The following is an 18,824-nucleotide window of genomic DNA, read 5'->3' as shown; positions in this document are numbered from 1 at the left end:
CGCAATAGTAGTAATTATTGTTGTCATTATACTGACGTTGTATTTCAAGAATACATCAAGTAGATACAAACAGAAATCAAAAAACGAAGTCGATCAAGAAATTGAAAACGAATTAAAAAAGAAACATTAACACAAAAACCGTTACCATGAAGTTGATATATAAGAATATACTAATGATATGTATTTGTTTTTTAAACGTTGGAGCAATCTACGGAAGTGAAAAAATGGAAGTTTCTAAAAGCATCCAAGAGTTATCGTTTTCTAAAAAAACGCTACAAACAGATAGCTTGGCACTAGTAGAACAGAAGGAAAAAATAATTACAACATTGCTTGAGAAACAAGAAGCATTTGAACTAAAGTATTTTATACTCATGGGCATTGTGTTATTCTTAGTAGTACTTTTTGGAATGTTATGCTTTTTTAATAAACGTAGAGATAAACGACTGGAAAAAATTGTGTCATTATTAGAAAAAACAAAGCAAGAGCATACGCATGATAATGAAAAAGACACAAGTTCCAAGCTAAATATTGATCCGTTAATTGTACATACGATTCTTGAAAATTTAAAAGCATTTGAAAACGAAAGAGGTTTCTTAAATTCTAAAATTACATTATATGAATTTGCTAAAAAGCTTCAAACGAATACAAAGTATTTATCGAAAGTGATTAATACCTATAAACTAAAATCGTTTCGAAATTACATCAATGATTTACGCGTTCAATACAGTATTGAAAAATTAGAAAAAAATACTAGTTACAGAAATTATACAATGCATGCTATGGCAGAAGAAGCTGGTTTTAGCAATAGAGAATCCTTCTCAAAAGCATTTAGAAAGAAAACAGGTGAAACGGTTTCAGACTTCCTGAAACAGACACCTTAAAAATAAATTAGATTGATTTACATATTAGAAAAACAGCAGTTGGTTTAAGTATCACGTTGGATTGGGGAATCTTTAGGTTAGCTGTTTTTTTAAATAAGCAGAGCGGTACTTTCTTTTATTAGCAAGTCCGCTTTGCTATTTTTATACACAATAAAAAAACTCCCAAGCTTTGACACTTGGGAGTTTCTAATTCTATAAAAAATGTATTAAAGTCTAAGCTTATTGCTTTACAAACTTCTGAATAAGTTTTTCTTCTTCATCTGTTACTTCTAGCATGTATACACCAGATTTCAGTTCACCTACATTTAATCTTCCATCTTTCAATGTTCCTGCTTTTACTGTTTGACCTAGTAAATTCAAGATTCTGTATGAAGAGTTAAGGTTGTAGCTTGCTAAGTTGATCGTAATATCACCACGTGTTACTGTTGGAGTCATTAAGAAATCACCACTTATTGAGCTTTGTGGTCCTGTACGTATGTTTTGTACGCCACCAATAGCCTGTACTCTTGCATTTCCACCATTGATACCAGTAATGGTTACTTGGTCAATATATACTTGATCTGCATTTGCACTAGCATCACATTGTACTCTAAATTGTGAGTTAGAAGCAAAGTTTACATCAGCACTGTTTAATGTTACTGTTGCAGAATAGAAAGTACCATTATTAAAGTTAGTTCCGCTAGCATACGTTGCTACCGTACTCCAAGAAGATCCATTGTAATATCGTACCCAGAAATCTTCTCCAGTTTCCATTGAGTTTGCATAGAAATAGAACTTAAATTCTACTTGATCGTATGCACGTAAGTCAAATGTTTCTGAAGTCATTGCAGAACGTGTTCCTGTATTATCACGTAAACGAATTGAGTACGATCCTTCATAAGAACGAGATCCACTGTAACGGAAACAATCGCTTCCTCCATCAGACCATCCATCCCATCCAGACTCGAAGAATCCTTCATGTAATACAGTTGTTCCACCAGTTTGACATGGCGCACAAGATGAACCTCCACAGTCAATTCCTGTTTCATCTCCATTTTGAATTCCATCAGTACATGTTGGTGCTGGTGGTGTATTTCCAAAACAGAAATCAGTTCCTTCAGATGAAGTAAAGCTTCCTCCTGATTTGATTTCTCCATTTGGTCCTGTTAACGTATATGATCCATTTCCAAAAGAACAGCAAATTCCATCTCCATAAGCATCATTGATTGTAAATGTATAGCAATCGTCAGGTAAACAGAATGTTTCAGTAATAGTAGAACCATCTGCCTGAGCATTTGTATAGTTTTGTGAAGCAACGGTAGTTCCTCCATCAGTAACTAAAGACCAAGAAGTTTCTTCTGGGTAGTTATCGAATGTAATTGTTAATGTTACTTCATTATCTGTACAAGCAGTTTGACATGGCGCACATGATGATCCACCACAATCAATTCCTGTTTCATCTCCATTTTGAATTCCGTCATTACATGTTGGAGGTGTAGTACAAGGAGCACATGATGATCCTCCACAGTCAATTCCTGTTTCGTCTCCATTTTGAACACCATCAGTACATGTTGGCGCTGGAGCAGAACCACATTTATCAGATAAAGCTAAGCTTCTACGAACTCCACCTGCATCTAATACTGCACGCATACGTGCTTTTTGTCCAGCCGTAAATAAGTTCATACATGAATCATTTGTATAATCCATATAGTTTTGAACCATATCTACAGATCCACAAGATACTTGACCTGTTGGACATCCTCCATTAGAAGTTTGGTGTGTTGGTGTATCACTTACAAAATCATTACCACAGTTAGAGTCTCCCCAAATATGTCTTAAATTTAAATAGTGTCCTATTTCGTGAGTTGTTGTTCTTCCGCCATCAAATGGAGCAGATACGTTTCCTACTCTACCAAAATAGTTATACGCCATTACAACACCATCTGTTGAAGCTGCACCACCTGGAAACTGAGCATACCCTAAAATTGTTCTTCCGCCACTTGTCATTTGAGGTACTACCCACATATTTAAATATTCTGATGTATTCCAAGGATTTACTCCTCCTTGAGATGACTTTTTCATATCGTCATTAGTTCCCCAATCTGTTCTAGTAACAGATTTTCTAGTAATTCCTGTTGTTGCATTTCCATTAGGGTCTATCGTTGCCATACAGAATTGAATTTCTGTATCGGCTGCTTGTGACCATGTATTATCTGCATCAGCGTTAGTTCTTCTAAAATCTTCATTGATAACATCAATCTGAGACTGAATTTGTGCTTGACTAATGTTGTTTGTAGCGTTTGTGTACATTACATGAACAACTACTGGAATTGTAATTACGTTTCCAGAAATGCTTTTAGGAATTCCATTTTGTTGAATTCGTTGCCTAGTGTAATTATCAATTTCCTGCATTCGTGCTTCCAATTGCGGATCGAGCTGCTTTCTGTATTCTAAGTTTTCCATTGTAGAACAATTACGCTCTTGAGCAGACATCATTCCAACAAATAAAAAACTCAATAAGAGTAGAGTAATTTGTTTTTTCATAAAATAAAAGTATTTAAGTTAATTAGCACTATGTATTCTTAACGTACTGTTAAAAACGCAGCAAATATGTTAATTTTTTACGAATTTCACGTTTAAATACTTCTTTTTTCGATGAATTACACAATATCATTCTCATGTAAATGCGAATGATAAACTCAACAATTAACTGATTATCTGATAATTATCTATAAAAATAGTGGAGTTTATAGAGTATACTTTTTTTATATTAAATTCATAAAAAAAGTGCCATATTTTTACGAATATGACACTTTTATGTTTGTTTTTTTAGATTTTATTAAAACTAGATAAGTTCCATTTCTGGAATTTCTCCATTTATGATTAAGTTTCCTTCTGTAGCCTTTTTTATTTCTTCAACAGAAATTCCTGGTGCTCTTTCAAGCAATTCAAATCCTTCTTCTGTTACATTTAAAACAGCGAGGTTTGTCACAATTTTTTTCACACAACCAATACCTGTTAAAGGCAAAGAACATTTTTTTAATAATTTAGATTCTCCTCTCTTGTTGGTATGCATCATTGCTACAATTATATTTTCTGCGGAAGCAACCAAATCCATTGCGCCTCCCATTCCTTTAACCATTTTTCCTGGAATTTTCCAATTGGCTATATCACCATTTTCGGCTACTTCCATTGCACCAAGAATTGTTAAATCAACATGTTTTCCTCGAATCATAGAAAAGCTCATTGCCGAATCAAAGAAACTTGCGCCTGGTAAAGTTGTAATAGTTTGTTTTCCTGCATTTATAATATCTGCATCTTCTTCACCTTCAAAAGGAAAAGGTCCCATTCCAAGTACTCCATTTTCACTTTGAAATTCTACTTCAATATCATTTCTAACGAAGTTAGCAACTAGTGTTGGTATTCCGATTCCTAAATTTACGTAATAACCATCTTTTACTTCTTTTGCAATTCTCTTTGCAATTCCATTTTTATCCAACATAACTAACTTCTTTGTCTTACAGTTCTTTGTTCTATTCGCTTTTCATACGTATTCCCTTGAAAAATTCGTTGTACAAAAATCCCTGGAATATGAATTTGGTTTGGATCTAATTCTCCTGCGGGCACCAATTCTTCAACCTCAGCAACTGTAATTTTTGCTGCTCCACACATACATGAATTAAAGTTACGAGCTGTTCCTTTAAAAATTAAGTTTCCTGCTTCGTCACCTTTCCAAGCCTTTACAAAAGCAAAATCTGCTTCGTATGCCTTTTCTAAGATGTGCATTTTACCATTAAATTCTCTCGATTCTTTTCCTTCTGCTACTTCTGTTCCGTAGCCTGCTGGTGTATAAAATGCTGGAAATCCTGCTTGTGCAGCTCTACATTTTTCGGCAAGTGTTCCTTGAGGTGTAAGTTCTACTTCTAATTCTCCTGATAGCATTTGACGTTCAAATTCATCATTTTCGCCCACGTAGGAAGAAATCATTCTTTTAATTTGACGTTGTTGCAATAGCAAACCAAGACCAAAATCGTCTACACCAGCATTGTTTGAAATACATGTAAGATTGTTTACACCAAGCTTTACCAATTCAGCAATTGTGTTTTCCGGGATTCCGCACAATCCAAAGCCTCCGAGCATTAGCGTCATATTATCTGCCACACCTGCAACTGCTTCTTGTACAGAATTTATCTTTTTATTAATCATCAATCAATATTTTGACTGAAAATTACGAAATTTTCAAAAGATGTTTCTAATTTTTCAGAATAATTTAAGCTTAATCAAAGTCAATACCATCTATTTTATCATCATCTGGCTCATCGTCTTTAGTATCGCCTTTTGTTGAAGTAGTTTTAGAGCAATCTACATTGATTGTCATTTCTTCTTCTGGCTTTGGAAATTTATCTTTTGAGACAGATAAAGATGCATCAGCATAGCATTTCTTCATAAATAATCCCCAAATTGGTAATGCCATGGAAGCTCCTTGTCCGTAAGTTGTTGATGCAAAACGGACTTGCATATCTTCTCCTCCTACCCAAGCACCAGAAACCAAGTTAGGTACCATTCCAATAAACCAACCATTACTGTTGTTTTGTGTAGTTCCAGTTTTACCAGCTATTGGATTTTTGAATTCATACGGATATCCCGTCATAATTTCTTTATATAAAGGTCTTTCGGCCAATGATTTATGGCGAAGCCTTCTTCCAGAACCACTTTCAGTTACACCTTCCATTAAGTTTACAACTGTATACGCTACTTCTTCACTTAGTACATCTCTTGTTTTCGGTACAAATTCATAAAGTATAGTTCCGTTTTTATCTTCAATACGCGTTACAATGACTGGTTTAACGTAAACTCCTTTGTTAACAAATGTTCCGTACGCACCTAACATTTCGTATAAAGAAATGTCTGGTGTTCCTAATGCAATTGATGGCACTTCCTCTATTTCAGATTCTACACCAAGTCGTTGTGCTAATGATCGAACATTTACAGGACCTACTTTGTCCATTAAACGTGCTGTTACAGTATTTACAGAGTTTGCCAACGCGCCTTTAAGCGTTCGCATACCTTCATATTTTCCGTCAGAATTTTTTGGACACCATGGTTCTGCTATACCATATTTTCCTTCTTCTATACAAAAAGGACCATTTGGCATAGAATCACAAGGAGATAAATGCAATTGATCAATTGCCGTAGCATATACAAAAGGTTTGAATGTAGAACCTATTTGACGCGCTCCTTGTCTTACCATATCATATTTAAAGTTTCGGTAATTAATACCGCCAACCCAAGCCTTAACTTGACCCGATTGTGGCTCTAACGACATAAAACTTGCACGTAAAAAGAATTTTGAATACAAGATAGAATCACGTGGTGTCATGATGGTATCAACACGATTGTTTTTGTGTTTCCATGAAAATAAAGTCATAGGTGTTTTACGATCAAATGAAGCAAGAATTTCTTTTTCAGATTTTCCTTCTTTTTCCATAATGTCCCATCGATCAGAACCTCGAATGGCTCTAATCATGATATTGTCAATCGTATTTTGTTCTACATCTCTGGCAAATGGCGCATTTTTATTACGTTTTTTTGTGTTTTGATGTTTGAATTCCGCCTGAAGCTTTTGCATGTGTTCTTCTACAGCATCTTCTGCATGTTTTTGCATGCGCGAATCGATTGTGGTGTAAATTTTTAATCCATCTAAATAAATATTGTACTTATCACCTTTATCATTTTTAGGATTGTCTTTGATCCATTTTTTAAGGAATCCTTTTAAATGCTCTCTAAAATACGTTCCCAAACCTTCATTGTGCGATTCTGGGTTATAATCAATCGTTAATGGAAGCTTTTGTAAAGAGTCTTTCACAGCTTCCGTAATGTATTCGTATTTGTACATTTGTCCTAATACTACATTTCTTCTTTTCTTTACACGCTCTGGTCTTTTTCTTGGATTGAATAGCGATGAATTTACAAACATTCCTACCAACATTGCCGATTCTTCTATTTTCAATTCTTTTGGTTCTTTACCAAAGTATATACGTGCTGCAGAACGAATTCCATCCGCATTGTTTCCAAAGTCATAAATATTGAAATACATTGCAACGATTTCTTCTTTAGTATACTGGCGCTCTAAACGTGTAGCAATAACCCATTCTTTAATTTTTTGAGTTCCTGCTTGAAATATATTTCTTGATCGTACACCTACAAATAATTGTCGTGCCAACTGTTGCGAAATGGTACTTGCACCACCTTTACTTCCTAGGTATGCAAAGGCTCTGATAGTTCCTCGCACATCAATTCCAGAGTGTTCATAGAAACGTGCATCTTCTGTTGCAATGAGTGCATTTACTAAATCTTTTGGCAATTCTTCAAAATCAACAGGCGTTCTGTTGTCTTTTAAGTAATATTTTCCAAGCACTTTTCCGTCGGCAGATATTACCTGTGTAGCCAAGTTTGTTTGCGGATTTTCTAGAATTTCAAAAGATGGCATTTCACCTAAAAACCCCCAGGAAGCTAATAAGAATAATAAAAATATACTTGCGATTCCACCTGCAAATAGAATCCAAAACCATCTGATAAGCTTTCTAAATGAGCCTGGTTTCGATTTTTTTTCTCCCTTTTTTTTGACTTGCTTTTTTGCCATTTCAATACGTTGTTTGCACTATTTTTTTTCGATTCTAAAGCCAACCTCTGTGATTCCCTTTAAGCTTTGGATTCCTTGAGGTTCATTAATTTTTCGCATGGCCTGCTGTATGGTAACTTCATATGTTCCTTCAAAAGGAAAGCGTACATTTTCTTTGTACCAAAGTTTACTTTCTTTGGTGGTCATACCTGTACCAAGCCATTTTCCATCGGGTGCTGCCATTTCATACTCTAAAGTATCTGAAACAACATTCCCGTTTGGAAAGTTCATGTTTACAATAAGAAATAAGTTGCGAAATTCGTATTCGTTTGTATTTCTCACATTGACAAACAAGTTGTAATTGTTTGTACTATCTGGCTGTTGGAATTTGAAAATAAGAGGTGCGTCTTTGTCCCAAGATGTTCCTACGGAAGTATATTGGTCATATACACGGTTGCCATCACAAGAAATGAATAGTAATGTACTAAGAATACCTAGTAAAAATGCGTATTTATTTAGGCTTTGCATTTTTGTTCGATTTTTTACGTCTGTTGTTATTCTTGTTTCCAGTGCTTTTTGGTCCTCTAGCATTTTCACTATTCGATTTAGCTTTGTTGCTATTTTTACTACGAGGATTGTTTTTTCCGCCACTGTTGCCTTTTTTTGGTGCGTTTCCTGCTTTTTGATTGTTTGTATTCTTTGCAGTTGCGCCCGTTTTGGCATTGTTGTTTCTACGCTTTTTCTTGTTTTGTGCGCCTCTTCTTTTTCGGTTTCGAGTGGGTTTCTTATCGAATCGTGTAAGACTGTCTTGTCCTACAACGTTTTCAAAGTTTGTTTTAGTATCTTCATCTTCTTCAATAAGTTCTAAAGCATATTCTTCTAAACTTATTACTTTTTCTTTTTTTGCATTAAGTTCAATGATTTCATTGGCTTGATCTGTGGTAAGTTTATGCCAATTCATCCATTCACCTTCATACGCATACCAAATATGTCCTTTAAAGATATCTGTTTTTTGGCATACCGCAGTTCCTTTTTCCGTATAGAGTTTTACGTCACTTTTTGGAAATTGTTGTAATGCTTCCAAATACGCATCTAACTCAAAGTTTAAACAGCATTTTAACTTTCCGCATTGTCCTGCTAGTTTTTGAGGATTTAACGAAAGTTGCTGATATCTGGCTGCAGCCGTATTTACAGAACGAAAATCTGTCAACCATGTTGAACAGCACAATTCGCGTCCACAAGAGCCAATTCCGCCCAAGCGAGCTGCTTCTTGTCTAAAGCCAATTTGGCGCATTTCAATACGAATACTGAACGCTTTTGCCATGTCTTTAATTAATTGACGAAAGTCTACACGATCATCTGCAGTATAGTAAAAAGTAGCTTTAGAGCCATCACCTTGAAATTCTACATCAGAGATTTTCATTTGTAAGTTTAAGGCAATTGCCAATTCGCGCGCACGTTTTTTGATAGCTTCTTCTCTATCGCGTGCACGTGACCAAACATCGATATCTTTTTGCGAAGCTTTTCGATATACTTTTTTTATTTCTTCACTTTCAGTGCTTACTTTTTTCTTGCGCATTTGCACACGCACCAATTCACCTGTAAGTGTTACTATACCAACATCATGTCCTGGAGAAGCTTCTGTAGCTACAATGTCTCCTATGCTTAATGTTAAATTTTCTGTATTTCTATAAAAATGCTTTCTACTGTTTTTAAAACGTACCTCAATACAATCAAATGGTGTTTGACTGCTAGGTAGCGACATGTTGGACAACCAATTGAAGACTGTTAGCTTGTTACAGCTATCAGTACCACAAGTTCCATTGTTCTTGCAGCCTCTGGGTTGACCATCTTTACCAGTTGAACAACTGTTACAACTCATATTTTTATATATAGAATCTGCTATTCGGGATGCAGATATGGGGTTCGTATTCTTTTTCTAAAGTTGTAAAGATAGGATTATTTCTGTAGCATCGGAAATCTACTTTTTATACTTCAATACTTCCGATCTTCCTTTTTTAAAGATTTTGTTGCTAACTTCTTTCCCTTTACGCAATTCTTTTTGCTTTTCTTGTGGCAAATTATGCACCTCTTTACAATCGTCTGAACAACAAGTATCCATTTTTTCTGCGCAAGATTCACATTGAATAAATAGTAAATGACATGCTTCGTTAGCACAGTTTACATGTGTATCACAAGGGTTTCCGCATTGGTGACAATTGGCAATAATATCATCTGAAATTCGCTCGCCTCTTCGGTGATCGAATACAAAGTTTTTACCAATAAATTTGTTTTCTAAGTTTTGTGCTTCTACCTGACGTGCGTAATTAATAATTCCGCCTTCAAGTTGATATACTTTTTTAAAACCTTTATGTTTAAAGTAGGCACTTGCCTTTTCACAACGAATTCCACCTGTACAATACATCACTAGGTTTTTGTCTTCTTTGTGTTCTTTTAAGTCGTCTTCTATAATTGGTAATGATTCTCTAAACGTATCTACATCTGGTGTAATGGCTCCTTGAAAATGACCAATTTCACTTTCGTAATGGTTACGCATATCTACCAAAATTGTGTTTTTGTCGTCTAATAATTCATTGAATTTCTCAGCGGCAACATGCACACCTTTATCAGTAACATTAAAACTTTCATCATTCAATCCGTCTGCAACAATCTTATCTCTTACTTTTACTTTTAGCTTAAGGAATGACATATTATCTTGTTCAATCGCAACATTTAGACGAACATTCTCTAAAAATGAAATTGTGTCCAAATGATCTTTGAAAGTGTTGAAATTTTCGGCAGGCACAGAAAGTTGTGCATTTATACCTTCATACGACACATAAATTCGACCTAAGACGTCTATTTTGTCCCAGTTAATAAATAAATGATTTCGTAAAATTTCAGGGTTTCCGATTTGTGCGTATTTATAGAAAGATATTGTCATACGGTCTTTACCAGCTTTTTCGATAAGTTCCGCTCTTTCCTTCGCACTTAATTTATTGTACAGTTGCATGCTATATCAATTTGTTAAGATTAAAGTATATATTTTGGGCAAAATTACATTTTTTGTGCTAATACCAAATAAACAAGTGTGTTTTCTCTGAAAAAATAACGCTCACAAGAAAAATAATACGCTTATACATTATTGCAGTACTTTATTGAAACAAATACTGTATTTTTAATTTCAATAAGATAAAGTGAAGAAATTTGCAGTACAAAAACAGGGAAAATGGAAGTGAAAAACGTTTTTTTGATCAATTAAAATAACTTTTTACTGCAACTACGGGAAAAATAAAAGCGCTTCTATGTGGACAGAAGCGCTCTTACTAGCTAATTCATTGTTAATATTCAATTTCTCTATTAAAGAATAGAATTAACAATGAAGCTAGCCACCGTCAAGCTTGCAGTTCCCGAATAATGGAACCGAAGCGTTATTTCGTGTATTGTAAATAAATGTGTTTAAAATTCTCATCTTTTATAAGCAATTTTACCTAATAGATGTCGAATTTTAAAAAAGGTTGCGTGTGATTCTAATTTTTTTTGAGGCGATTTATTCAAAATCAGAAATCGTGAATTGGTTTCAGTGAAAAGAAATAGTAATTTAGCAACGTTCAAATTAATAGAAAATTGACATAATGAGTTCAGATAAAGAAAAAGAAGCGAAATTAAAAGCATTAAAACTTACCTTAGATAAGTTAGATAAAACGTATGGTAAAGGTGCTGTAATGAAGTTAGGCGATTCTGTTGTAGAAGAAGTGGATACCATTCCTACAGGTTCGCTTGGTTTAGATATTGCCTTAGGAGTTGGTGGATATCCAAGAGGAAGAGTTGTTGAAATTTATGGTCCTGAATCTTCTGGTAAAACAACATTGACTTTACATGCCATGGCAGAAGCACAAAAGAAAGGTGGAATTGCTGCTTTTATTGATGCAGAACACGCTTTTGATCGTTTTTATGCTGAAAGTTTAGGTGTGGATATTGATAATTTAATTATTTCTCAACCAGATCACGGAGAGCAAGCTTTAGAAATTGCTGATAATTTAATTCGTTCTGGTGCTATCGATATTGTAGTAATTGACTCTGTTGCCGCATTGACTCCAAAAAGTGAGATTGAAGGTGAAATGGGAGATTCTAAAATGGGATTACATGCTCGTTTAATGTCACAAGCCTTACGTAAGTTGACAGCTTCAATTAGCAAAACCAATTGTACGGTAATCTTCATTAACCAATTGCGTGAAAAAATTGGGGTTATGTTTGGAAACCCAGAAACAACTACTGGAGGAAATGCTTTAAAATTCTACGCTTCTGTTCGTTTAGATATTAGACGTTCTACACAAATTAAAGGAACTGATGGCGAAGTAAAAGGAAACAAAACACGTGTGAAAGTTGTAAAAAACAAAGTTGCACCACCATTTAAAACGGTTGAGTTTGACATTATGTATGGCGCTGGAGTTTCTAAAGTAGGAGAAATTTTAGACATCGGTGTAAATTACGAAATCATAAAAAAGAGTGGTTCTTGGTTTAGTTATGGTGATTCTAAATTGGGGCAAGGACGTGATGCTGTAAAATCTTTATTAGAAGACAATCCAGAATTACTAGAAGAACTTGAAGTTAAAATTAAAGATGCTATTGCAAATAGTTAAATCTATATAAAATTATATGCTTGAAAGTATAGCATATAACTTAACATAAACTAAGAAAAATCCCTTATTGGGATTTTTTTTATTTTTATACGCAACCTTTTGCCTATAAATGCATCTACTTGTAAAAGTAGCTTATTATTTTGATTATGAAGAAGATATTATTTTTAGCTTTAGTGATGAGTTCAATGGTTTTTAATTCATGTGCTGTTGATGACAGTACATCGGATGTTCAATTTCAATTTGAATTCCTTCCCGTTGATAGTGTAGAGATACCTTTAGCTTTTAATTTTGGAAGTACACATACTATTAGCGTAACTTACAAACGTCCATCTACTTGTCATACATTTAGTAACTTTGAGTATGTACAACAAACTGGAAATGTTAGAACCATTGCTGTAGTAAATTTTGTAACTACCGGAAACAATTGTGAACCATTAGAAGAGGAATTTAAAACCGAAACATTTAGCTTTAGTGCACTTGATTCTGAACCATATACATTTAAATTTTGGCAAGGAAAAAATGATGACGGAGAAGATATGTACTTAACATACGAAGTGCCTGTTAACGACAACTAACTTAAGCTACTAAAAAAACCAATAAAACGAGTGAGTTTAGAACAACTCATACATAATTGTAAGAATAACGACCGTGATGCTCAAGCACAATTGTATAGAGATTATGCCAAAAAACTATACACTACAAGCTTAAAGTACTCTCGGAACAAGCTTGAAGCGGAAGATAATTTGCAAGATAGCTTTATGGTTATTTTTGAAAAAATTGGTCAGTATAATTTTAAAGGCTCGTTTGAAGGTTGGCTAAGAAGAATTACTGTAAACACCGTGCTTCAAAAATATAGAAGTAAAGGTGTTTTTGAGGTTGTAAATGAGCGTGTATTGAAAGATACACCTGTAACTATATATGAAGAAGGTGTTTCAATAGATTACCTATTGAGCATCGTGCAAGAATTACCCGATCGGTATAGATTGGTGTTTAATTTATATGTGCTTGATGATTATTCGCATCAAGAAATTGCTGAAATGTTAGGCATTTCGGTTGGTACTTCAAAATCAAATTTGGCAAGAGCGCGCATGATTTTGAAGAATAAAGTAGAATCGTTTAAAAAAAAAATCGCCATAAATGAGTGATCAAAATAATATAGATAATTTCTTTCGGAACCGCTTCAAGGATTTTGAAGCATCTCCCGATCCCGATTTATGGGATAAAATTTCCGATAGATTAGATGAAAAGGAAGTCGATGAAAAAAAGGAAGGCATTGTGCTACTTCCTTGGTTATATAAAGCTGTTGGAATTGCCGCAGCTATTGCTTTGCTGTTTTTTGTAGGCACAAAATTTGTAAGTACGAATGACTCTGGAATTGATTCTGATCAACAAACCACATCGACTACAAAAGAAAAATCTTCTGATAAGGATGTGAATGGAAAAACAAACAATTCGCAGATAACTGATTCCGATACGAATTCTGAGCAAAATTCACTTCAGAATAAAAACAATACAACTCCAGAAGGTACATTGCAAAATAAACAGCAAATTGCTAATGAAGGTACGATTGATAGGAATAACCCAAATAAATTGCAAAACGGAAAAGACAGTAATGTGCAACAAGGAAACGCATTGCAAAATGGAATTGCACAACAAAACGGAACTCAAAGCAATTCACAAAATGCTTCCAGCAACAATAGCATTCACACAAATACGGTTCAAAATAAAAATATAGGCAATCAAGAAAATGCAGTTGCCAATACGACAACTAATGGGAAAGATAAAATCTTAACTCCTGAACAAAGAAAACGTTTGAATGGTCAAAATTATAAAACTAAAAATGGTGAGTATACTTCTACCAATCCTTTAGTGAAAAATGCAGTCGCAGAGAATCATAAAAATGGTACTAAAAACAATACTACCAATACCGTAAACGGAAAAGGTTCTGAAGCAAATTCAAGCTCAAACGCAATTACGAATGAAAATACATCTGCCGTTGCACAAAATGACACTAACAATTCAACAAATACTTCAAACACTACAAATACAACGGGATCAGAAGTAAATGGAACTGCAAATACAGATGCTACAAACACTGAAACTGCAGTAGCTGACACACCAAAAGAAGAAAAAATTGAAAAGTCTATTTTGGATGTTATCAATGATTTGCACGATTTAGAAAAAGATAAAACGGAAGTTGCAGAAACGTCAATTAGTAAATGGACTATTTCGCCAAATGCTTCACCTGTTTATTACAATACACTTGGTAATGGTTCGCCAATTGATGAAACGTTTGCTGATAATACAAAAACAGGTGATATAAACCTTAGTTATGGTTTAAATGTCGGATATGATATTTCTAAAAGACTTACAGTACGTTCTGGAATTCACCGAGTAGAATATAGTTACAGCACAAAAGATATCGCTTTAGTTCCTTCTATAAATGGAAGTGAATTGACAACGATTCAATTTAAAAATGCGAATGCAGCATTTGATATTCAAGATCGTCAAGCAACAACCAATGAGACATTTTCTCAATATCAAGTGCCAATAACTACAGAATCATCTATTCAGCGAAAGCAAATAGAAGGAGACTTGAGTCAGCGTATGACGTATGTAGAAGTTCCTGTAGAATTGAAGTACGCAGTAGTAGATAAAAAATTAGGAATTAATGTTATTGGCGGTGTAAGTACACTGCTGTTAACAGAGAATAGTATCATATTAGATTCTCCAGAATTATTAACAGAATTAGGAGAAGCTACCAATGTAAATGACGTGAGTTTTAGCACCAATATTGGTTTGGGAATTGATTATAAGTTTTCCGATCAATTAGAGTTCAGCTTAGAACCAATGCTAAAATATCAGTTAAATGCATTTTCAGGAAATACTGGCAACTTTAACCCTTACTCAGTAGGAGTTTATACAGGTGTCAGTTTTAGGTTTTAGTTTTTTAGTTGGTTAGGTATGCCATATACCTTAAAAGCAGTGATGTTTGCCAAAAACCGTTTTCTTACCTTACAAAGAAAGCGGTTTTTTTTATGTTGTAAAATAAATAGAATTTTAATATTTAGAAATCAAAGTATGGATTTTAACTACAGTTTATTCTGTAATCCCATACCTAGTTAATTCATTCAGAATAATTTCTCTGGCGGTTATACTCATTTCTTTTTTGTCTGCTACTTCTTTGCCTTCTGTACTTAAGAATGGATGAATAGTTACACGCATACGTCCTGGTGAACCTTTGAAAAAAGCGTACGGAAACAATCTTTTATTATCTGCAAATGTCATAGGCACAACAGGAATTTGATGTTCAATTGCCAAACGAAATGCACCGTCTTTAAATTTATCTAATACAACATCTTCTTTAGGAACTCCGCCTTCTGGAAAAATACAAATACTCATTCCTTGGCTTAGTCGTTCTTGTGCGCTATCGTACACCGCTTTACGACTTCTAGCGCTTCCTCTATCGACCAAAATACAGGTTCGTTTATAAAAGAATCCAAAAATTGGTATTTTGGAAAGTTCTTTTTTACCTACAAAAACAAATGGATTTTTAGACGCCACCAACATCAGCATAATGTCAGTCATACTTGTATGATTGGCGATAAGCATATAACTTCTTCCTTTTACAATTTCTTCTTCTCGTTTAAACTTTGGAAAGAAACCCATACCAAATAAAATTGGTCGTGCCCAAAAATTTCTGGCAATCCAGAAGAATTGTGGGTATAGCTTTTCACTCGTTGAAAATATTAATAATAAAGGAAAAAATATAAGTATTGGAACAAGTACCAAAAGGTAAAACCAAGTGCGCCATAAAATTCTTCCAATATGTTGAATAAAAGTTATCATCAGCGCCAAAAATACACTAAAGTTTCGAAAATGCATTTAAATTTTATTTTTATGAAACGAAGCACGTCAATTTTTGAAAAATTCTTTATAAATGAAGTACATTTGTCAAAATTTGATAATTAAAAACCACTCATGGCACGAATACTTACAGGAATTCAAAGCACAGGAACTCCACATTTGGGAAATATTTTAGGAGCAATTGTTCCTGCCATAGAAATGGCCCAAAATGCGGACAATGATTCTTTTCTGTTTATTGCGGACATGCATTCGCTTACGCAGATTAAAGATGGAGAAACTCTTAGAGAAAACACATACAAAACTGCAGCAACTTGGCTTGCGTTTGGTTTAGATATTAATAAAACGGTTTTTTATCGTCAAAGTGATGTGCCGCAAGTAACTGAACTTTCATGGTATTTAAACTGCTTTTTTCCATACAATCGTTTAAAATTGGCACATAGTTTTAAAGATAAAGCTGATCGTTTGGAAGATGTAAATGCTGGTTTGTTTACCTATCCAATGTTGATGGCAGCAGATATTTTATTGTATGATGCAGAGATTGTTCCCGTAGGAAAAGACCAAGAACAACATTTAGAAATTACACGTAATGTAGCTACTCGTTTTCACGAAAAATTAGGCGAAACATTTGTATTGCCTGAAGCTAGAATCCAAGAAGATACAAAATTGATTCCTGGAACCGATGGAACAAAAATGAGTAAGAGTAAAAACAATGTGATCGATATTTTTCAAACCGATAAGAAACTTCGCAAGCAAATTATGGGGATTCAAACCGATAGTACGCCAATGGAAGATCCGAAAGACCCTGACACAGATAACGTTTTTGCATTGTATAAATTATTGGCTAGTGAGGAACAAATTGCAAGCATGCGTCAAAATTATACAGGCGGAAATTACGGTTACGGACATGCAAAACAAGCATTGTTTGAATTGGTTGCAGAACGATTTGCTACCGAACGTGAACGTTTTAACCATTATATGGAAAACAAAAACGAAATTGATGAAGCATTGGCAATTGGCGCTGAAAAAGCACATGCAATTGCAAACGAAGTTTTAGCAAGAGTTCGAAAGAAAGTTGGATATTAGCTTAGATTTTTAGACGTGCTTTGCTTTTAGATCGCTCACGCTCTTAGAATGTTAGACTCGTTCCTGTCGAAGTAGGAATCTCTTAGATCGCTTTGCTTTTAAAGAATAAATATATTAGAACAGCCAAATGTTTTTTAAATGTTTGGCTATTTTTTGTTGTTGAAAGATTATGTTTTAAAGTACTTCTCGATACTATTTTTCTCTGAAAAATCACTCGAAGTGACGTTTGTAATTCTTTATAAATATGCTAGTCAAAGTATTATTTTTTCTGAAAATAGAAGTGACGTTCTTACTTCTTGTAAATTACTAAACGTCAGATCGAGTGGAAAATGTTGTGACATTTTTTGTATCGAGATCTACTTAGAAACACCTATTTCTTCACACTAAATTGAGCATATCATTTTTTATACGTCACTTTTTTAATAGCCAATGCTTCATACGCAAAAAGTTCGTGAAAATCATAACTTACACGTTCATATCCGTAATAACGCCAATCAGTTCCCCAAGAGTTTTTAATAATAAACCCTTCCGAATCATATCCAACAATAGTTACTACATGACCGCCGTACAGACCACCATTTGCGCGCTTGTCTATTCTTCCTAGTGTTACTTTCTTCGAATTGATTTTCTTATTAATATCTGGATATTCTTTCTTAATATCGGAGTAGTTGGCATAAGTTCCGTTTTCTAATAAAATACCATATCCAGCATCGGGCGTAATAGTTGTGTATTCTTTAGATTGAAACTTTTCCCAAGCTGGCAAATACAATTGATAAGATACAGGAATTGCTTTTACACCTGAATTTAATAATCGTTTAATTCGTGTTATATTTTTACTTTTAGTTCCATCTAAATATTCATAGTCAGTAACAAAAATTTTAAGCGCTTTTGGTTTATAATCTACTAATAATCGTACTGGACCAATGCCGCCTTCTACCATTACTTTTCGGAGTTCAATATCAGTTTTATACCATTTTTGAGGCAATTCTTTAGGATAAGGCAATTGCGTTTCGGTGAGAATTCCGTATTTGTTTAAAGAACTTATATATTCTTTAAGAAACTGTCCTTCTTCAATAGCTATATTGTTTGAAAAATCTCTTGCTTTTTGAACACCGTATAAATACATTTCACTAATGTTTTTTGGCATGTTGGGCAATACTTCCAATGCTGCAGCCACACCAAACGCACTACAGGTATTTCGTTGCCCTTGATCTTGCACAGGTGTTTGCGAACTAATGTGAATTATTGTCTCAGGTAATTTTTCAACTTTTTTTAGTGTTATTTGACTCCAAAGGCAATTCACACTTAAAAAAAGTATGCAAAAAGAAAGTGCTTTCATATATGTAATATTGGTTGTTTCTTCATTAAATATAATTTTTTATTTACTAAATATCAACTTGTTACATACAAAATATTTATAAACACTGGGTAACAAGCTTCTCAAATTATAACTATTAAACGAACAAATCTTCTTAAAAGAAACTTGAGTTCTTAGAGAATTTGATTATTAACTTTAAACTCTTTTTATTATGAAAAAACAAGAATTAAAAAACCTAAAATTAAGCCTGCGTAAAAAAACAGTATCTAACCTCGATTATCTTAAAGGTGGTATTACTAAAACTAGAAATGGAGGACACGGAACTTGCTATAAGTCTTGTGTGAATTGGACAAATAATAACACTTGCAAATGTGTAGCATAAACAGGCTAGCACAGATTTAGGCGCTAATTAATTATGCATTAGCCTAATT

At 34.0% G+C, this 18,824-nt stretch carries 16 protein-coding genes; 7 read left to right on the top strand and 9 right to left on the bottom strand.

Annotated elements, in window-relative coordinates:
• Positions 1-146 precede the first annotated feature (146 nt).
• Positions 147-881 (top strand): helix-turn-helix domain-containing protein, encoded by a 735-nt coding sequence (locus tag ACRBBL_RS22130; RefSeq protein ID WP_431371275.1) that lies wholly within the window; start codon positions 147-149, stop codon positions 879-881.
• Positions 882-1,100: 219 nt separating this feature from the next.
• On the opposite strand, the gene ACRBBL_RS22125 is transcribed toward ACRBBL_RS22130, so the two are convergent.
• The 7 genes from ACRBBL_RS22125 to ACRBBL_RS22095 form a co-directional block, all read right to left on the bottom strand.
• Positions 1,101-3,404: a M43 family zinc metalloprotease gene (locus ACRBBL_RS22125; protein ID WP_431371274.1), complete on the bottom strand. Its 2,304-nt coding sequence runs from the start codon at positions 3,402-3,404 to the stop codon at positions 1,101-1,103.
• A gap of 301 nt (positions 3,405-3,705) precedes the next feature.
• Positions 3,706-4,362 carry a CoA transferase subunit B gene (locus ACRBBL_RS22120; RefSeq protein ID WP_431371273.1) on the bottom strand — a complete coding sequence of 219 codons (657 nt, stop codon included), beginning with the start codon at positions 4,360-4,362 and terminating at the stop codon, positions 3,706-3,708.
• Between the two features lie 2 nt (positions 4,363-4,364).
• Positions 4,365-5,066: a CoA transferase subunit A gene (locus tag ACRBBL_RS22115; protein ID WP_431371272.1), complete on the bottom strand. Its 702-nt coding sequence runs from the start codon at positions 5,064-5,066 to the stop codon at positions 4,365-4,367.
• A 70-nt stretch (positions 5,067-5,136) separates the two neighbouring features.
• Positions 5,137-7,503, bottom strand: coding sequence for a penicillin-binding protein 1A (locus ACRBBL_RS22110; RefSeq protein WP_431371271.1), 2,367 nt, complete (start codon positions 7,501-7,503; stop codon positions 5,137-5,139).
• 18 nt (positions 7,504-7,521) lie between these two features.
• A complete protein-coding gene (locus tag ACRBBL_RS22105) occupies positions 7,522-8,010 on the bottom strand; it encodes a gliding motility lipoprotein GldH (protein WP_431371270.1) in 489 nt (162 codons plus the stop codon).
• A complete protein-coding gene (locus tag ACRBBL_RS22100; protein ID WP_431371269.1) occupies positions 7,994-9,364 on the bottom strand; it encodes a PSP1 domain-containing protein in 1,371 nt (456 codons plus the stop codon). Before ACRBBL_RS22100 ends, ACRBBL_RS22105 begins: the two co-directional genes overlap by 17 nt.
• Before the next feature lie 99 nt (positions 9,365-9,463).
• The gene (locus ACRBBL_RS22095; protein ID WP_431371268.1) at positions 9,464-10,495 is read right to left on the bottom strand and encodes a rhodanese-related sulfurtransferase; all 1,032 of its coding nucleotides are present in this window, start codon (positions 10,493-10,495) and stop codon (positions 9,464-9,466) included.
• Positions 10,496-11,117: 622 nt separating this feature from the next.
• Between ACRBBL_RS22095 and recA the strand changes: the two genes are divergently transcribed.
• The 4 genes from recA to ACRBBL_RS22075 all read left to right on the top strand — a co-directional run bounded on the left by recA (position 11,118) and on the right by ACRBBL_RS22075 (position 15,071).
• Positions 11,118-12,125 carry a recombinase RecA gene (gene recA / locus ACRBBL_RS22090; protein WP_431371267.1) on the top strand — a complete coding sequence of 336 codons (1,008 nt, stop codon included), beginning with the start codon at positions 11,118-11,120 and terminating at the stop codon, positions 12,123-12,125.
• Between the two features lie 146 nt (positions 12,126-12,271).
• Complete coding sequence (locus ACRBBL_RS22085; protein ID WP_431371266.1) at positions 12,272-12,700, top strand: hypothetical protein; 429 nt, start codon at positions 12,272-12,274, stop codon at positions 12,698-12,700.
• 30 nt (positions 12,701-12,730) lie between these two features.
• Positions 12,731-13,270: an RNA polymerase sigma factor gene (locus tag ACRBBL_RS22080; RefSeq protein ID WP_431371265.1), complete on the top strand. Its 540-nt coding sequence runs from the start codon at positions 12,731-12,733 to the stop codon at positions 13,268-13,270.
• Entirely contained in the window at positions 13,263-15,071 is a 1,809-nt protein-coding gene (locus ACRBBL_RS22075; RefSeq protein WP_431371264.1) for a hypothetical protein, read from the top strand. The genes ACRBBL_RS22080 and ACRBBL_RS22075 overlap by 8 nt, the downstream gene beginning before the upstream one ends.
• A 153-nt stretch (positions 15,072-15,224) precedes the next feature.
• On the opposite strand, the gene ACRBBL_RS22070 is transcribed toward ACRBBL_RS22075, so the two are convergent.
• Entirely contained in the window at positions 15,225-15,974 is a 750-nt protein-coding gene (locus tag ACRBBL_RS22070) for a lysophospholipid acyltransferase family protein (protein WP_431371277.1), read from the bottom strand.
• Between the two features lie 132 nt (positions 15,975-16,106).
• On the opposite strand from ACRBBL_RS22070, the gene trpS reads away from it, so the two are divergent.
• The gene (gene trpS, locus ACRBBL_RS22065) at positions 16,107-17,075 is read left to right on the top strand and encodes a tryptophan--tRNA ligase (protein ID WP_431371263.1); all 969 of its coding nucleotides are present in this window, start codon (positions 16,107-16,109) and stop codon (positions 17,073-17,075) included.
• 397 nt (positions 17,076-17,472) lie between these two features.
• Here the strand turns inward: trpS and ACRBBL_RS22060 are convergent, their stop codons facing one another.
• Entirely contained in the window at positions 17,473-18,414 is a 942-nt protein-coding gene (locus ACRBBL_RS22060) for a C1 family peptidase (RefSeq protein WP_431371262.1), read from the bottom strand.
• A 190-nt stretch (positions 18,415-18,604) separates the two neighbouring features.
• Between ACRBBL_RS22060 and ACRBBL_RS22055 the strand changes: the two genes are divergently transcribed.
• On the top strand, positions 18,605-18,775 hold the full coding sequence (locus ACRBBL_RS22055; RefSeq protein WP_431371261.1) for a hypothetical protein: 171 nt from the start codon (positions 18,605-18,607) through the stop codon (positions 18,773-18,775).
• The last annotated feature ends 49 nt before the right edge of the window (positions 18,776-18,824 follow it).

The organism is Kordia sp. (assembly GCF_050633145.1).
Taxonomy (GTDB): Bacteria; Bacteroidota; Bacteroidia; order Flavobacteriales; family Flavobacteriaceae; genus Kordia.
Note: the sequence above shows the minus strand (reverse complement) of the source record. Positions and strands in the feature narration are given on the sequence as shown.

What these genes read in the sequence shown, in the direction of transcription:
- ACRBBL_RS22130 (WP_431371275.1), top strand. Translation starts at nt 147, where the DNA reads ATGAAGTTGATATATAAGAATATACTAATGATATGTATTTGTTTTTTA.
- ACRBBL_RS22125 (WP_431371274.1), bottom strand. Translation starts at nt 3,404, where the DNA reads ATGAAAAAACAAATTACTCTACTCTTATTGAGTTTTTTATTTGTTGGA.
- ACRBBL_RS22120 (WP_431371273.1), bottom strand. Translation starts at nt 4,362, where the DNA reads ATGTTGGATAAAAATGGAATTGCAAAGAGAATTGCAAAAGAAGTAAAA.
- ACRBBL_RS22115 (WP_431371272.1), bottom strand. Translation starts at nt 5,066, where the DNA reads ATGATTAATAAAAAGATAAATTCTGTACAAGAAGCAGTTGCAGGTGTG.
- ACRBBL_RS22110 (WP_431371271.1), bottom strand. Translation starts at nt 7,503, where the DNA reads ATGGCAAAAAAGCAAGTCAAAAAAAAGGGAGAAAAAAAATCGAAACCA.
- ACRBBL_RS22105 (WP_431371270.1), bottom strand. Translation starts at nt 8,010, where the DNA reads ATGCAAAGCCTAAATAAATACGCATTTTTACTAGGTATTCTTAGTACA.
- ACRBBL_RS22100 (WP_431371269.1), bottom strand. Translation starts at nt 9,364, where the DNA reads ATGAGTTGTAACAGTTGTTCAACTGGTAAAGATGGTCAACCCAGAGGC.
- ACRBBL_RS22095 (WP_431371268.1), bottom strand. Translation starts at nt 10,495, where the DNA reads ATGCAACTGTACAATAAATTAAGTGCGAAGGAAAGAGCGGAACTTATC.
- recA (WP_431371267.1), top strand. Translation starts at nt 11,118, where the DNA reads ATGAGTTCAGATAAAGAAAAAGAAGCGAAATTAAAAGCATTAAAACTT.
- ACRBBL_RS22085 (WP_431371266.1), top strand. Translation starts at nt 12,272, where the DNA reads ATGAAGAAGATATTATTTTTAGCTTTAGTGATGAGTTCAATGGTTTTT.
- ACRBBL_RS22075 (WP_431371264.1), top strand. Translation starts at nt 13,263, where the DNA reads ATGAGTGATCAAAATAATATAGATAATTTCTTTCGGAACCGCTTCAAG.
- ACRBBL_RS22070 (WP_431371277.1), bottom strand. Translation starts at nt 15,974, where the DNA reads ATGATAACTTTTATTCAACATATTGGAAGAATTTTATGGCGCACTTGG.
- trpS (WP_431371263.1), top strand. Translation starts at nt 16,107, where the DNA reads ATGGCACGAATACTTACAGGAATTCAAAGCACAGGAACTCCACATTTG.
- ACRBBL_RS22060 (WP_431371262.1), bottom strand. Translation starts at nt 18,414, where the DNA reads ATGAAAGCACTTTCTTTTTGCATACTTTTTTTAAGTGTGAATTGCCTT.
- ACRBBL_RS22055 (WP_431371261.1), top strand. Translation starts at nt 18,605, where the DNA reads ATGAAAAAACAAGAATTAAAAAACCTAAAATTAAGCCTGCGTAAAAAA.